Source organism: Paenisporosarcina sp. OV554 (assembly GCF_003058165.1).
Taxonomy (GTDB): domain Bacteria; phylum Bacillota; class Bacilli; order Bacillales_A; family Planococcaceae; genus Paenisporosarcina.
This window is the reverse complement of record NZ_QBUC01000019.1, coordinates 61,289-74,483: the sequence shown is the minus strand read 5'-3', so window position 1 is coordinate 74,483 and position 13,195 is coordinate 61,289. Positions and strand designations below refer to the sequence as shown.

Annotated in this window: 14 protein-coding genes and 2 pseudogenes; 13 read left to right on the top strand and 3 right to left on the bottom strand. The window is 35.2% G+C overall.

The window, feature by feature from the left end; genetic code table 11:
* The first annotated feature begins 195 nt into the window (after positions 1–195).
* The 6 genes and pseudogenes from C8K15_RS15050 to C8K15_RS15020 form a co-directional block, all read left to right on the top strand.
* Positions 196–537, top strand: coding sequence for a DUF2975 domain-containing protein (locus C8K15_RS15050; RefSeq protein WP_233260514.1), 342 nt, complete (start codon positions 196–198; stop codon positions 535–537).
* Between the two features lie 9 nt (positions 538–546).
* Positions 547–767 (top strand): annotated as a pseudogene (locus C8K15_RS15045) (helix-turn-helix domain-containing protein).
* A 94-nt stretch (positions 768–861) separates the two neighbouring features.
* Positions 862–1,383 (top strand): GNAT family N-acetyltransferase, encoded by a 522-nt coding sequence (locus tag C8K15_RS15040; protein ID WP_108587201.1) that lies wholly within the window; start codon positions 862–864, stop codon positions 1,381–1,383.
* Positions 1,384–2,267: 884 nt separating this feature from the next.
* A complete protein-coding gene (locus C8K15_RS15030) occupies positions 2,268–2,825 on the top strand; it encodes an isochorismatase family protein (RefSeq protein ID WP_108587200.1) in 558 nt (185 codons plus the stop codon).
* A 260-nt stretch (positions 2,826–3,085) separates the two neighbouring features.
* The gene (locus tag C8K15_RS15025; RefSeq protein ID WP_108587199.1) at positions 3,086–3,607 is read left to right on the top strand and encodes a DinB family protein; all 522 of its coding nucleotides are present in this window, start codon (positions 3,086–3,088) and stop codon (positions 3,605–3,607) included.
* A 204-nt stretch (positions 3,608–3,811) separates the two neighbouring features.
* Positions 3,812–4,000 (top strand): annotated as a pseudogene (locus tag C8K15_RS15020) (YnfA family protein); the annotation flags it as partial.
* 62 nt (positions 4,001–4,062) lie between these two features.
* On the opposite strand, the gene C8K15_RS15015 reads toward C8K15_RS15020, so the two are convergent.
* Both C8K15_RS15015 and C8K15_RS15010 read right to left on the bottom strand, forming a co-directional pair.
* The gene (locus C8K15_RS15015) at positions 4,063–5,064 is read right to left on the bottom strand and encodes a YeiH family protein (RefSeq protein ID WP_108587197.1); all 1,002 of its coding nucleotides are present in this window, start codon (positions 5,062–5,064) and stop codon (positions 4,063–4,065) included.
* 662 nt (positions 5,065–5,726) lie between these two features.
* On the bottom strand, positions 5,727–5,975 hold the full coding sequence (locus C8K15_RS15010; RefSeq protein WP_075617651.1) for a ferredoxin: 249 nt from the start codon (positions 5,973–5,975) through the stop codon (positions 5,727–5,729).
* 107 nt (positions 5,976–6,082) lie between these two features.
* Here C8K15_RS15010 and C8K15_RS15005 point away from each other — a divergent pair, with 107 nt between their 5' ends.
* The 7 genes from C8K15_RS15005 to C8K15_RS14975 all read left to right on the top strand — a co-directional run bounded on the left by C8K15_RS15005 (position 6,083) and on the right by C8K15_RS14975 (position 12,123).
* Positions 6,083–7,135: a YpbB family protein gene (locus C8K15_RS15005; RefSeq protein WP_108587196.1), complete on the top strand. Its 1,053-nt coding sequence runs from the start codon at positions 6,083–6,085 to the stop codon at positions 7,133–7,135.
* On the top strand, positions 7,116–8,570 hold the full coding sequence (locus C8K15_RS15000) for a RecQ family ATP-dependent DNA helicase (protein WP_108587195.1): 1,455 nt from the start codon (positions 7,116–7,118) through the stop codon (positions 8,568–8,570). Before C8K15_RS15005 ends, C8K15_RS15000 begins: the two co-directional genes overlap by 20 nt.
* A gap of 73 nt (positions 8,571–8,643) precedes the next feature.
* The gene (locus C8K15_RS14995) at positions 8,644–9,288 is read left to right on the top strand and encodes a LysM peptidoglycan-binding domain-containing protein (protein WP_108587194.1); all 645 of its coding nucleotides are present in this window, start codon (positions 8,644–8,646) and stop codon (positions 9,286–9,288) included.
* Between the two features lie 75 nt (positions 9,289–9,363).
* Positions 9,364–9,993, top strand: coding sequence for a CBS domain-containing protein (locus C8K15_RS14990; protein WP_108587193.1), 630 nt, complete (start codon positions 9,364–9,366; stop codon positions 9,991–9,993).
* Between the two features lie 124 nt (positions 9,994–10,117).
* Positions 10,118–10,840 carry a metallophosphoesterase gene (locus C8K15_RS14985; RefSeq protein WP_233260513.1) on the top strand — a complete coding sequence of 241 codons (723 nt, stop codon included), beginning with the start codon at positions 10,118–10,120 and terminating at the stop codon, positions 10,838–10,840.
* A gap of 81 nt (positions 10,841–10,921) precedes the next feature.
* Positions 10,922–11,050 carry a MerR family transcriptional regulator gene (locus C8K15_RS21205; protein ID WP_255421124.1) on the top strand — a complete coding sequence of 43 codons (129 nt, stop codon included), beginning with the start codon at positions 10,922–10,924 and terminating at the stop codon, positions 11,048–11,050.
* Positions 11,051–11,148: 98 nt separating this feature from the next.
* On the top strand, positions 11,149–12,123 hold the full coding sequence (locus tag C8K15_RS14975) for a YpdA family putative bacillithiol disulfide reductase (RefSeq protein ID WP_108587191.1): 975 nt from the start codon (positions 11,149–11,151) through the stop codon (positions 12,121–12,123).
* A 43-nt stretch (positions 12,124–12,166) separates the two neighbouring features.
* On the opposite strand, the gene C8K15_RS14970 is transcribed toward C8K15_RS14975, so the two are convergent.
* Positions 12,167–13,162, bottom strand: a complete 996-nt coding sequence (locus tag C8K15_RS14970) for an asparaginase (protein WP_108587190.1) — start codon at positions 13,160–13,162, stop codon at positions 12,167–12,169.
* Positions 13,163–13,195: the final 33 nt, after the last annotated feature.

Genomic DNA, 13,195 nt, shown 5'->3' with positions numbered 1-13,195 from the left:
ACTTTGAAGTCATAAGCAAACTGGATTGTACGATCAGACACAGAGGTCACATTAGGATTTGATTCAATTTGTCTTCTTTGATGTTCATTGAATATTATTTTGCTCATCTGAAAATCTCCCGTCCATAATTGTTATCTTCAAGTATAACGGGGTCTATGAATAGAAAAAACCCCGGATAGGGACACTTTTTTTAAAGTGTCCACTATTCGGGGTTCAGTTCATTTTACAGCGATACCATTTTTTCTTGCAATGTATCAAGGATTTAAGCTTTTAATTTTTATTGAAAGTGAAATTGCTTTTTCGGAATTGGCTGTAATTTCATTAGGACATATTAAGAACTGTGCAATTACAATAATTATCTTATATCAAATAGGCATTTTTCTCCTACTATCACAAAATGCATTGCATCCTGGCATAGTAATTATTGGTTTTGTAATCATTTTTACAACTCTTGTTATTTCACTATTTACTGCTGTTCTTCAGCAACTGTTGACAAGTGCACTTAAATTGAAATCAGAGAATGAATTGACAGTCTGAGGTGAGAAAATGGCTATTATTATTAAAATTGATGTGATGTTAGCTAAAAGGAAGATGAGTGTTACAGAACTATCTGAGAGAGTTGGCATAACGATGGCTAATCTTTCTATATTGAAAAATGGAAAGGCAAAAGCCATTAGGTTATCTACGCTAGAGGCGTCTGTAAGGCTTTGGACTGTCAACCTGGTGATATTCTAGTATACAGTATTGAAGTAGACACTTATGAATGAGACGAATTTAAACTATTAAAGAGGTAAGACCTATGTAATAAATACCAACTAATAGAGAGCTTAAATGAGATGTATTAGATAGGGGAGAAGAACAATGACTACTCATTTTATAAAATTAACTGACCCCACCTCAAGCGTTGTAGAGGTATTTAATCGATGGGAAAACAATCCACATTTAATTCCGTTGACTCGTCCTAATAAAAACAAATCGGAATTGGAACGTAGGGATAATATGACCTTGGATGATATAAATAAACGCCTGGAAAACCATCACGTCTACCTAATATATCTGAATGACCAGTTAATCGGTGAAATGAACTATATGGTAGATCCGAGCCATCTCTACAAAAAAGAGCCTGGGACTGCCTGGATTGGTATCACAATTGGTGAAAACGAAGGGCGGGGAAAAGGTATTGGTTATGTAGCAATTCAATATTTAGAGGAACAGATTAAGAAGGAGGGACTTAAACGTATAGAATTAGGCGTATTTGAATTTAACAAACAAGCCCAGAAGCTCTATCAGAAGCTCGGATACAAGGAAATAGGCAGTATTGACAATTTCACATTTTGGCAAGATAAGATGTGGACTGATATTCGAATGGATAAGTATGTTTAAACCGAATTTCTACTAATAATGTAATGGAATACTATTACTTAACTTAAAGATTTATATATTTACACTTAAGGAGTGGCGGGAAAAGTATGTTCGATTCGTTTAAAAAGTTGTTTAAACATAAGGATAATACTTCTGATGACAACTATATCTTTGTTTCAAAAAGTGAGTTTAACGAAGAACTTAAAAGTAATATCATTGCATTGGAGAAATTAGGAGAACACTGGAGTACCTCCTTCAAAGAAACTATGTCACATAATTTGAAAGCCACGGTAAGCAAAATCTAAGGATTTGGATTTGCAGAGACATTGACGGTGATGAATTTTAAGAATTAACTTCTGAAAACTGTCTGGAAAAAGAGTACCGTTCTCAAATAGCAATTAATTACGAAGGTCCAAAACATGACGACGATTTTTATGCAGACACTATTTCATTATGGTATTACTATAGCGGATTTCCTAATAGTTCTGGAACATTATTTAATCAATCGAAAAATGATTTAAAAGCAGCCATTGAAGAAGCATTAAAAGTGTTATTAAACTAAATAACTTAGGATAGTGCCTTCTTCAACCCATATGAAAATTAAATAACTAGCGTCGTGAAAATTACAATAAAAGAGAGACATAGCTCAATAATTTTTATAAAAAGGTAGTGTCCGTCCTGTTCTTGAATCGAACTTCGAACAGCATATGTATAAATAGGTAATAGGTGATTCGCAACATGTGTTGTTAGTGAATTAGAGGATTATGCCAACTTAATAACGAAATAGAATATACAACAACTTCTTCACTTCCACAAAGATGGAGGCGAATAGTATGAACATTAAATTGAAGTGCAGCTTGAGGAATAGGTTTTATATTAAATTTAAATGAAAAGGAGTTTTTCAATTGAAACAAGCTTTGCTAGTCATTGATGCCCAACAGGAATTAATTGAAGGTAATCAGAATGAAAAAAGTGTTTTTAATAAAGAAAAGCTAGTGGATAATATTAATTTGGTTATTAATAAAGCATTAGAATCAAATTCTTTAATAGTTTTTATAAGAGATAAAGATGTCGCTGAAGGCAAAGGTAAAGGGTTTCAAGTACATGAGGATATTAAAGTCCCCTCTAAATCAGAAATATTTGATAAAAAAGCAACAAATTCATTTTATGGAACGCCATTAATGGGTTATTTAAAGGATAATGAGATCGAACACCTTGTTATCATGGGATGTAAAACAGAACACTGTATTGACACTGCAGTTAGAACTGCAACAGTCAATCATTTTGATGTTACTTTAGTTGGGGATGGCCATTCGACGGCAGATTCTTCAATTCTAGCTGCCGAAAAGATTATAAGTCATCACAATAAAATACTTCATGGTCATTACAATGTTGACCATTTTTCCGTTGTTCGGACTACTCAAGAAGATTTGTTTCAACCAATCCATGACAATCACCGATAAATAGACTAACGGAGCTCACGAAGACTTCGCCTGATAACGTAACAAAAGAGTCTTATTAACAAACGAGTGCTCGAGTTGAAAATCATTGAACTGCATTAGGGTATTGATGTACCCAAATAGGTTGATGTAGCGATATGACAAAAAACTAAGATAGGACCACGAAATTACAGCTTTCGTCCTTAAGATGGCGCAGCAGTTTAGTTAAATAACGTTTTCTGAGATTTTGTTATGAGAGTATTTTTATATTGGAGGATTTAAACTTGACTCACCTTGCAGTAAAAATGTACGAGTATCATGTTTGGGCGAATCAAACACTTCTTAACAGATTAAAAGAGCTTTCTGATGATGTTTACCGCCAAGAAATTCTAAGCGTTTTCCCTTCTATATCGAAAGTGGTTTCTCACATGTACATCGTCGACCAGCTATGGTTTCATATTATTTCTGGTAAAAACATGCCTGAAGCATTGGAAGTTGAGAAAGAAGCAGGAGAAGGGAAAGGTATTGAAGAAATGGAAAGGTTGTTTTACAACTTATCTAAAAGGATTAAAGAATGTTTAAACCAGCAAGAGGATTTTGAAAAGATGAGGGTTCTAGATATTCCATGGGAAGGGAAACGGGAAACGAGTTTGTCAGAAATGGTTATGCATATTGTAACACATGCAACATATCATCGAGGTAATATTACATCCATGTTGCTTCAAATGGGTCATGCTTCTGTCACCACAGACTATACACGTTATTGGTATGCTGACAAAAATGATTTATTTACACCGTCAAATTAACTCATGCTATTTCTTGTTAAGCGAAGGGTGCTTTTGTTAAATAACCAGGAGATCGTCATAGACGATCTTTTTTAGTTTACTAAACCCCCAAGATAGAATGGATATCTATTTATTGGATAGGACTGATAGATTCATCAAAAGCCAGTCAAATCAACGATGTATATTTGGTGAATATCGGATGAACGAAAGAAAAGAAGAAGAAGGGTGATTGCTACTATTCAATCATTTCCTTCTCTCGGTAGAGTTTACGTTGCTTATGGTGGTGTATTTATTATATTGTCTGTCCTTTGGGGATGGGGAATCGATAAAAAAATGCCAGATACATATGATTGGATTGGTGCTTGGATATGCTTAATTGGTGTATCTGTCATGTTATTTATTCCTCGCAATTAATTAATAACTCAAAAACGGCACATCCTTGAATTTGATGGGCATGCCGTTATTTTATGTGAGCCTTACAATAAAAGCAAAATCAATAATAGAGCAAATACAATCTGGAATAGACCGATTCCTCCGGCATAAGCCGATAACTTCCAGCCGTGCATTGTAAGGTCTTTTATTTTCACACTCATTCCAATCCCCGCCAAAGCGATGATTTCCAAATAGTTTCCGAACCCCTTAATTGAATGTGTAACTGTTCCAGGGAAATATAAAATACTATTCAAACAACATAATATGAAGAACCCTCCGACATACCATGGAACGATTGTACGCCATTGAAAGGTCTCCTGCGTTTTTGGCTGTTCTCCCTTATTAAGTTTGATCTGTTTCATAACAAAAACGACAGCTACCAGAAAGATAATTCGACTGATTTTAAAGACGGCTGCTTGATCCTTTACTGCCTCACCAACGATGCTTCCACTAGCTACTACTTGACCAACAGATTGTAATGTTCCACCTATTAATGCAGACGACCGCAATAAATTGTTATGAAAAATCGCATTTGTTATCACTGGTAACATGATCATCAAAACCGTACCCAGCAGATTGACAATCGTAATAGAAACGGCCACATCAGATTCTTTAGCCTGGATAGCTGGTGCAGTCGACGCAATCGCAGATGAACCACAGACCCCATTTCCACTTGCCATCAGCAAACCAAAATCTTCACCGAATCGCAGTTTCTTTCCTAACCAAATAACAAATATAATCGTTCCTGCCATTTGAATGAGAATATAAGCAAGACCTAACAATCCAATTTCAAATAATGAATTGAATGTTAAGGTTGCTCCTAATAAAACAATGGAAAAGTACAGTAAAATACTTCCCGAAAACTTTTCCCCCGGCTTTAATATGGGATAAGAACCTATTTTTAAATTACCAATTATTATGCCAATTAGAATTGCAAATAAACCACTCCCTAAATTAGGGAAAAATCTTCCGAGTGCTATACCTATCATTGCAATTGCAATACAAGCCAATAGTCCAGGTAAAATGTATACAACTTTTCTCGTCATTTCTCTACCTCACTAAATAGTTTTCTTCCGTTCACGCCCAAAGATCATTTTAACATAGCATGCACTTAATCTAGTTTGGGTATCGCCTAGAATAATACCAACAACAGTAAGATTTTATTCCTTTTTCAACTAATGAGTACTTAGTTGAAGAACCGGCTGCCTTTACAGGGGAGCTTTTCTTATTAAGTAATGAAGTTGAATACTTGATAATTGGTATATTATGTTAATGAGGGGTGTAAAAGTGATACAATCCATTTGAGTGTATGGAGCAGTTAGACTTTACAATGATTGATATAAATGAACACGAATTTATAAAAATGATATTAAAATTGGGTTTGCTTTTACCGAGGATTTATTAGAATATGCTGATATTGACTATACAAGTTTAAAAGTATTTGAAGATAATCAAGCAAAATACCATTTACTAACTATCACGGATGACCTTAAAGTCTATAATAAGTCGTTACAAGACGGATATAGAAAAACAAAAAATAATAATAAAGACTTACATAAAATTCTGATATTGAAAAAACTTGTTCAGGATTAAACATCGGTACCTAGATTTGAATTTGATTTACCTCGTGAACTAACTGGTGCTCAAGTTAGAAAAGACATCAATAAAAATCGAACAAAAAAACTGCGAATTAAATTCGCAGCATTTTTTATTCGTATTTTAATGCATCGCCGTCAAATGACTCGTCAGCAACTTTGATTGAATCTGTTGGACAGCCTTCGAAAGCGTCTTGCATATCTTCTTCGAGTTCGTCTGGAACTTCAGTTGTTCCCATGTTATTATCTAAAATAACAAAGGCAATACCTTCATCATCATAATCATAAATATCTGGTGCTGCAGCGCCACAAGCGCCACAAGCGATACATGTATCTTTATCTACAATGGTATACTTCGCCATGTTAAACCTCTCCCTTATCTCCGTTCGCTTGAAAAAGCTTTCGTATTTATTCTAATCATGTTTTCCTCAATTTTCAACCTAAATACTCAATAATTGGAGGAACTCGAGTGCTATTTCAACAAATTATATTACATATGGTCAATCGATTAAATGAAGAACGCACTATTTCTGCTCCATATCATCTTATTAGAGGAAAACGTTCGGGTCAAACAATTCAGGATGTAAAGAGTTATCATCTGACAAAATATTTCGCGTTATTCCCTCGACTTACTAAACAAAGTTACGATCAAATCATTCACCAGATGATTGAATCAGGTTGGCTACGAGTAAATGAGTTGTCCATTCCTCAAATAACGGAATTAGGTGAAAAAGTGCTGAATCAGATGCCAACCTTTCACTTGAATGGCTGGTTGTATCGAGGGAATGAACGAATATTTTTTCAACGTCTATCTTTAGTAACTCAAACCTTATCACATGTAAAAGCAAATGACCTAGCGTTTATTCCTATTCAAAAGGACGAAAAAATTCATAATTGGGTTCGTCATTTTTTGAAAATGGTGTCTTACAAAAACGAGGGATTTATTGAGGAGTTTTACCAAGAGTTAAAAACTACGTTCCAATCTGCTGCTTTAACTGATCTTCATTTAACTATATTAAGTCATCGATTATCAGGTTACCAAGTGAGTGGAGTAACATGGCAACAACTGTCACATATGTTGGAGACAGATCAGATGGACCTCGAAATTCTTTTTCAAGAATGTTTACATATCGTACTAGATGAAATTTCGTTGAATACTAAATTAATATTGTTACCTAGAATGAGTGAAGGTATCAAGACAACCACTCCATTGACGGAATCTGCAAAAAGAACAGCAGACTTGTATAATCAAGGCCATTCAATTGAACAAATAATGTCAATCCGACAATTGAAAAAAAGTACGATTGAAGATCATTTTGTGGAAATGGCAATGAACGAACCGTTATTTTCAATTCACATGTTTTTTCCGTGTGAAGACATTCAACACATCATTCAACAAATAAAAAATCAACAAACCAAGAAATTAAGAACATTAAAAGAGGCATTTCCAGCTTATTCATATTTTCAATTACGACTCTTATTAGCCATTGGAGGTGATTCAATTGACCAACAATCTACATAAAATACTGTTTGAAAAATTTGGCTATTCTTCTTTTAGACCAGGTCAACTCGAAATCATTCAAAGTATTTTACAGCAGGAAGATGTGGTCGCAATTTTACCGACCGGTATGGGAAAATCACTTTGCTACCAACTTCCAGGATATATCTTGCCGCATAGTGTGGTCATTATTTCACCATTGCTAGCTCTCATGCAAGATCAAGTAGAGCAATTAAAAAAAATGGGCGAAAAAAGAGTGATAGCCTTTAACTCGTTTTTGACACAATCTGAAAAACAAACGCTTTTGAACAAACTTGAACAATATAAATTTATTTTTTTATCGCCTGAGATGGTCACACAAGAGAAAGTGAAAGAGAAATTGAAGTCAATTCCAATTTCACTAATTGTAGCTGATGAAGCTCACTGTATTTCACAGTGGGGGTACGATTTTAGACCGGACTATTTACGTTTAGGCGAATGGTTAGGCGACAATATGGATCGACCTCCCGTTTTAGCTTTAACTGCCACAGCGACAAAACAAGTTATGGATGATATACATACACATTTGAATATGAAGAAACCAACACAACACATTCAATCACTTGATCGACCAAATATTCGTTATGCAGCTATAGAAGTAGATTCTCGAGAGGGAAAATTTGATAAAATAGCAAAACAAATTGATGATTTTACTGGACCCGGTATTCTCTATACTCAATCAAGGAAGAAAGCGGATAACTACGCTCAGAAATTAATCACTAAAGGCATACGGATTGCATCTTATCATGCTGGGATGGAACAGGTTGATCGAATGTTTGTTCAACAACAGTTTTTAAATAATGAAATTGATTGGGTTTGTGCAACGAATGCATTTGGAATGGGAGTCCATAAAAATGATGTGCGTCAAGTTATACATGATCATTTTCCATCTTCTGTCGCCAATTATTCTCAAGAAATTGGACGTGCAGGAAGAGATGGTGCTGATTCTCTAGCTACCTTGTTTTATACAAAGGATGATGAAGACCTTTCCATTTTCGTTGCGACGAACGATTTTCCTGACGAAGCACATGTAAACGTATTTATGGAGGCAACAAGGAACGGCATACAGCCTACTCAATTAGTGTCTCAAAGCTTACTGTCAGAAACACATGTCCGAATCCTATCCTATTGGTTATCTAGAAAAACGATGGAAGAGACAGTCAAGATTTTACACCAACTGAGACTCCAAAAAATACAACAAATTCATCAAATCAAGGATATTTTATTGAATTCTACTTGTATCCGCGAAAAAATTGTACAGTTCTTTGGCCAGGCAATAAATTCGAAACCACTCAATTGCTGTTCGAAATGCGGAATGGAGTTAGACGTAATAGTTGAATCTTCGAAAGCAAACTCATCCTATTTAACATTGCAATCATGGGAAAATCGATTATCGTCTTTATTCCACATGATAGATTAGATGTTTGTTTTACTTTTTCGCTAATTTTCGTCATAATAAACAAAGACGATACGTAGAATAGGAGTTTACTACAATGAACAAAGATGATTATCAAAATAAAATTGAAGAATATCGAAAACCGATTCAAATAAATGGTGACGAGCAGAAGCCAAAGACACGATCTTCAAGACATACCAACACGTCGACTCCCAAGAAAACGAAAAAGAAACGTAATATATTATTACCAATATTGTTCTTTTTCTTTATTTTAATTCCGGTATCATTCTTAATTTACGTATTTGCTTTTTATGAGCCAAATGCAAATGAAACAGCAGTTTACGACAATAGCGAACTTAAATATGAACAAAATGATGAAGATTCATCATCTAATACAGCTAATGAAAATACAGACACAGAAGCAACTGAAGAAAACATTGATAGCGAAACTTCTGAAGAATCAACTGAACCTGAAGAACCACCAGTTGCAGAAGAAAAACCGGCAGAGGAAGAACCCGTAGAGGAGCCTGTTGTAGAAGAACCGCAAAAAGAACAACCTGAAGAACAACCAGTAGTTCCTGAACCTTCTAGTGGGAAAACACATGTTGTACAACCGGGTGAGACACTCTATCGTATAGCTATGAACTATTATAAATCTCCTGACGCAGTGGAAGATATTAAAGCAGCAAACGGCTTATCTTCAAACGAAATTTCAACCGGGCAGACATTAGTCCTGCCTTAAGTTTTGATTAGGAAAGAGGATTAAGAGGGAACTATATTGAATAGATTACTATTACAGAAAGAATGAGGTGACAGTATGTTTGCAAAAAGTGTAATGATTCCTAAAGAAAAGTGTATTTCGATTCAAACAACTGAGTCAGTGCAAACGGCTCTGGAAGTATTAGAGAAAAATAAAATTGATGCACTTCCAGTATTAGAAAATGGTATTTATAAAGGGATTTTGAATCGCTACATTGCTTACAGAGCTTTTTATTATAGTGGCTTAAATAAAGATGAATTCCTAGCGACAACATCTTTACTAGATGTTGTAACGAGAGAAGATAATTACTTATCAATAGATGACGTTTTTGAAAATTCATTAGTTCAACTTAATGACTTTCCGATTATTGCAGTGGTTGAAGAAAATAAATTTTTAGGTTTAGTAACACGTTACGATACAATGGAACAATTCAGAGGCGCATTTGGAATGGATAAACCAGGTGTCCGAATTTCGTTTACATCAGTAGAAACAGAAGGTCGAATTGCTCGTGTAGGAGACATAATCCAAAAGTTTCATGAATCCGTCATTTCACTTGTTACATTCGACGAAACAGATAAATTATTACGACGTATCGTTTTGAAAATCGAAAAACGTGACAATGTTCAAAAGTTTTTAAAGGAACTTGATAAATCTGGTTTCCGAGTACTAGCAATCCAAGAAGATTAATGCATAGAATAATTAAAAGAAAGGGGCGGGGTAACCCTCCTCTTTTTATTTTTGATAAAGAGGTGAAGAAATGCACTACTTGGCAAGTATTATAGGTGTAGTTCTACTAGTGCCCCTCCTTATGATGAAGAAAGCATTTGAAATTAATGTGCGCCATCAAGACATTGAGTTAGTAAAGTATCGTGGTGAAAGGCCTTTAACCTTATTCTTTATTTCTGATATCCACCGCCGAAAAATAACAAATCGCTTACTAAAAAAAGTGGATACTGAAATACATGCAGTAATTATCGGTGGAGATTTAGCTGAAAGAGGCGTTCCATTACAAAGAATAGAACAAAATATAAAAGCACTAGCTAAAATAGGGCCGATTTATTATGTTTGGGGAAATAATGATCGTGAAGTGGGAGCTCATCATATTCGAAGATATATCCAAAACGTTGGTGGAATAATACTCGAAAACGAAGCGATTTGTATAAAAAACACGGAACAGCCGGTTTGGTTAATTGGACTTGAAGATGTATCATCAGGGCGTGCAGATATTGAAAAAAGTTTTCAGAAAGTTCCTGACAACGATATAGTTATATTCGTTTCCCACACTCCATTTGTCTTTGATGAAGTTAGGGAATATTTCCATTCAGATATATTATTGGCTGGTCACACACATGGTGGTCAAATCCGTTTAGGAAAATGGGGTTATTATCAAAAAGGTGCATTAATAAATAGTCATAATAAATTTACGTTAATAAGCAATGGATTTGGTACAACATTAGTACCTTTGCGATTAGGTGCACCTGCAGAGTGTCATATCTTATCAATAAAACACAGAAGTTCTACAAGTGTTAGATGAAACATACACAACGTTTACAAGTGCTACTATTTTTCCAATACTGAGACAAGAGCAAATGTTTGTCTCTTGGAGGAATATGGCATGCAAAACGAAATAGACAATCAAGGTAAACATAATATGAAGGCTGTCTCAACAGTGGTTGGAATTTTGCCAGGCACGATTCGAGCTTGGGAAGGACGCTACCGTGCTAACTTGAGTGAATGGGATTAATGAATCAAAGAAAAAACATATGCCAAATAGTTGTATAGTTTCTTCCATTCTCCTATCATTAAATAGGAGATTTTTTTATATAGAGGATGTGTAGAAAATTGAAAAAAGCAGATGCAATTATTGTCGGTGGAGGTCCTTGTGGGCTAGCTGCAGCCATTTCTTTACAGAATATTGGTCTTTCACCCGTTATTATAGAAAAAGGAAACGTAGTAGAAGCTATTTATAATTACCCAACACATCAAACTTTTTTCAGTACGAGTGAAAAACTAGCGATCGGAGATGTCCCTTTTATTATTGAAGGTCGCAAGCCAAAACGTAATCAAGCATTGGTTTATTACCGAGAAGTAGTGAAGTTGAAAAAATTACAAGTTAACAGATTTGAAACGGTAGAACGAGTTGAGAAAAAACAGGATTTCTTCGTAGTGAATACTTCAAAAGGTGTTTATCATGCAAAGGTTGTGGTTATCGCAACTGGATATTATGATCACCCAAATCTTTTAGGTATTCCAGGGGAAGAATTACCAAAAGTCAGCCATTATTTCAAAGAAGGTCACACTTACTTCGATACGGATGTAGTGGTGATTGGAGGGAAAAATTCTAGTATTGATGCTGCGCTTGAATTGCATAAAGCAGGTGCAAGAGTAACGGTGGTTTATCGTGGCAGCACCTATTCCAGTAGTATAAAACCATGGATTTTACCCGAGTTTGAAGGTGTAGTTAAAAATGGTGAAATCACCATGCTGTTTGAATCACATGTAGAAGAAATAAAACAAGAAGAAGTAATAATTCGTCAGCAAAATCAAGTGATTTCTTTAAAAAATGATTTTGTTTTTGCGATGATTGGTTATCATCCTGATCATGAGTTTTTACGGGAAATGGGTGTTCGAATCGATGAAGAATCGGGGAGACCGCTTTTAAATGAATTAACAATGGAGTCGAATATTGAAAACCTTTATATTGCAGGTGTTTTAGCTGCTGGTAATAATGCCAATGAAATTTTTATTGAAAATGGCCGTTTCCATGGCGAGTTAATTGCAGATGCAATTGTACAAAAAGAAAAGCTGCTGAAATAAGCAGCTTTTTGTTTTTATAGGCTTATGCAGAATGAAAAAGCTTTTAATATTTAAACCAAGTTGAAAGAGGTTCGATAAGATGCGAATCTGAAAGTCCAATTAACAACTTAATTCTCGCTTTTTGACCGCTTAGTCCGTGAGCAAATAATACTCCCATGTCTTCTAACATCTTCCCTCCGCCTTCGTAACCATAAACGGGCTGCGCAATACCGTTGTAACATCTAGATACTAAAACAACAGGAATATGTTTGTTAATTAATTGTTGAATTCCTTGCACGATTGCAGGTGGTACATTTCCTTGTCCTAGTCCTTCCAAGACAATGCCATTATAGCCGACATTCGCAATGTGCAAAAGCAAGTCTGCATCCATTCCCGCATAGACTTTTAACAGCGCAACTCTTTTATTGATTTCATGTAACTCAAACGTATCACTTCTAATCGGCGTAAGGTGGAAATGAACGCCTGTTTTTGTTATTAATCCAATAGGTCCATATTGAGGACTTTGGAACGTTGAGACATTACTGGTTGAAGTTTTCGTGACACTTTGTGCGGTGTGTATTTCATCATTCATAACAACGAGCACACCTTTACCAAACGCATCTTGAGCACTAGCCACTCGAACAGCTGATAATAAGTTATAGACACCATCAGCCCCAATCTCATTTGACGAGCGCATGGCACCCGTTAATATAATAGGGATATCGCTGTTAACAGTTAAATCTAGGAAGTATGCAGTTTCCTCTAATGTGTCTGTTCCATGTGTGATGACAAACCCTTCCACTTGTCCCGCTGCTATTTGCTGATCAATAATCTCTTTTATCGCAAACATTTCTTTTGGGGTTATGTGTGGAGAAGGGAAATTGAATGCTTCAATTTCATGGATATCCGCATATTCCTTTAATTTATCAATTTCTGCAGTTATTGGGTTTGAATCTCCTGTTACGACTGCACCTGATTCACTATGTACATGCATTGAAATTGTTCCACCTGTATGGATAACAACTATTTTTTTCACTTGAAATTTCCTCCATCCATTCATTCATCAAATCGTTATAAAATGATATAATTAATC